This window comes from Blautia glucerasea (assembly GCF_013304385.1).
Classification (GTDB): domain Bacteria; phylum Bacillota; class Clostridia; order Lachnospirales; family Lachnospiraceae; genus Blautia_A; species Blautia_A ammoniilytica.
The window spans coordinates 1-2,344 of the sequence record NZ_JAAITU010000100.1 but is presented as its reverse complement, the minus strand read 5'-3'; the positions used below and the strand labels follow the sequence as shown (position 1 = coordinate 2,344).

Annotated in this window: 4 protein-coding genes; all 4 read left to right on the top strand. The window is 35.8% G+C overall.

Annotation, left to right across the window (positions count from 1 at the left end):
- Positions 1-319 precede the first annotated feature (319 nt).
- Entirely contained in the window at positions 320-790 is a 471-nt protein-coding gene (locus tag G5B11_RS18470) for an LURP-one-related/scramblase family protein (RefSeq protein ID WP_173729305.1), read from the top strand.
- Positions 791-830: 40 nt separating this feature from the next.
- The gene (locus G5B11_RS18465) at positions 831-1,052 is read left to right on the top strand and encodes an aspartate dehydrogenase (RefSeq protein WP_173729304.1); all 222 of its coding nucleotides are present in this window, start codon (positions 831-833) and stop codon (positions 1,050-1,052) included.
- 83 nt (positions 1,053-1,135) lie between these two features.
- Positions 1,136-1,822, top strand: coding sequence for an MBL fold metallo-hydrolase (locus tag G5B11_RS18460; RefSeq protein WP_173729306.1), 687 nt, complete (start codon positions 1,136-1,138; stop codon positions 1,820-1,822).
- Positions 1,819-2,175: a VOC family protein gene (locus G5B11_RS18455; protein WP_173729303.1), complete on the top strand. Its 357-nt coding sequence runs from the start codon at positions 1,819-1,821 to the stop codon at positions 2,173-2,175. Before G5B11_RS18460 ends, G5B11_RS18455 begins: the two co-directional genes overlap by 4 nt.
- The last annotated feature ends 169 nt before the right edge of the window (positions 2,176-2,344 follow it).

Below are 2,344 nucleotides of genomic sequence, written 5' to 3'. Positions count from 1 at the left end.
GAACTCAAGGCTGCTTTTTCGTTTACACCAACTCCGATTGTTTCCTTAACAGTTTGCGTGGGTGACAAGCGGCTCAGTATGATATTTAATTAAATGTTGCAATGAAAAGATCATTTACCGTAAACAAGCAGTAGATGGTCTTTTTTATATCTTTTTGTGAACAAGTAGAGATTTATAGCTGGTAATATGTGTTTTATCATAATCCGTGAAATAAGATGGGTTAATTCTTCGATTTACATGTTTTTTAAGGTGTAATGGCATGGTATTATGGTACTTATAAAGAACCTATTATGTCTGTTGGAGAGAGCGATGAAAAGTTATGAAGCTATTATTTAAACAACGGTTGTTTTCATGGTTTGACAGCTATGATATCTATGACGAAGCAGGCAACACTGTTTATGTAGTAAAAGGTCAGTTGTCCTGGGGACATAAACTTGTAATTTATGATGCCTATGGAAACGAAGTAGGAATGGTTGTTCAGAAAGTACTTACTTTTCTTCCTAAATTTGAGATTTATAAAAACGGCAGTTATATCGGATGCCTGAGCAAAGAATTCTCATTCATGACGCCACATTATAATATTGATTACAATGGATGGCATATTGATGGAACAATTATGGAATGGGATTATAGCATTCTTAATCGAACTGGTTATTCAATTGCACGGGTTAGTAAAGAACTGTTTCATATGACTGATACATATGTTATTGATGTGCAGGATCCAGGAAACGCGTTGGATGCGCTGATGTTTGTACTTGCAATCGATGCAGAAAAATGTTCCAGAAATTAAATAGTTGATCTTGTTACTGTAATTATTCGGAGGATGAAGCATGGGATTATTTAAAAAGAAAATCGCGAAAAAAACATATGACCGAGAACATATGAAACCAGTTATTCGTGCAAGTATTTGTACCGGAGAAGAAGTAGCAGCAGGGTTCAAAGACATACGGACCGGAAAAATCGAAGAGATCATGCTGATCAGATCGTCGGAAGACTTAGAAAAATTCAAAGAGATATATGAGATAACAGAGGAAATCTCAAAAGAATATTAGACATCTTCTGGGTCGTGGATGAACGCCAGGTATTCGTCTGTAAGCTTATAGGGAAAAAGGAGTTATTTTATAAACGTGATATGATGAAAATTACTTACATTAACCACAGTGGATTTTTAATTGAAACTAAAGATTGCTACTATATTTTTGACTATTATAAGGGTGAATTACCACAGCTTGACAAGGAAAAAGAAGTAATTGTTTTTTGCAGTCATTTTCATAAGGATCATTTTAATCCTGTGATTTTTGAGATCCTTGATGATATGAACATGACATATCAGGCAATTTTGGCGAAAGATATACGCAAAAGAAAACATCTGTCAGATATGAAGATCACATATGTTTATCATGATCAGACTTATAATCTGGATAATGGCACTCAAGTCGATACATTGTTATCTAACGATAGTGGTGTAGCATTTATTGTCAAAACAAAGGAAGGCACCATTTATCATGCCGGTGACTTAAATGACTGGTATTGGGATGGTGAGCCAAAAGCTGATAACCAGAGACTTACTTCAGCATATCGTGCGGAGATCAGGAAAATCAAGGGTATGCATTTTGATGCTGCATTTGTCCCATTAGATCCGAGACAGGGAAATCACTATGCCGACGGGATACTGTATTTCCTTAAAAATGTAGATTGCAATGTCATTTTTCCAATGCATTACTGGAATGATGCCAATGTAATTAAGCGGTTTATTACGGAATATCCGCAATATAAATCACGTATTAAAAACACAGAATGTACAAAAGGAGAAGAATTATGAAGTTTAAGATGATTCACGAAAACTACAATGTATCAGACCTGAAGCGATCTATTAAATTTTACAACGAGGCTCTTAATCTGCACGAAGTGAGAAGAAAGACTACCGATGATTTTATTATTGTGTATCTGAGCAATGATGTAAGTGATTTTGAGTTGGAACTTACCTGGCTTAAAGATCATCCACAGCCATATAATTTGGGTGAATGCGAATTCCATCTGGCATTCCAGGCGGAAGATTACGAGGAAGCGCACAAAAAGCACGAAGAAATGGGATGTATTTGTTTCGAAAATGAAACAATGGGAATCTATTTCATTGTAGATCCAGATGGATACTGGCTTGAGATACTGCCGTAAAGCTAGAGTATATTGGGAATTTTAAGAATTTATCCATATAAATAATGAAGGGCTTCCGTAGGAGCCTTTCGCAGACTGTAGACAAAGCCCTGCTTTTGCAGGGTTTTGCTATTGTTGGAACCGCTTTTCTGATATAATAAATATCAGAAGGGCGGTGTTTTTTATGATG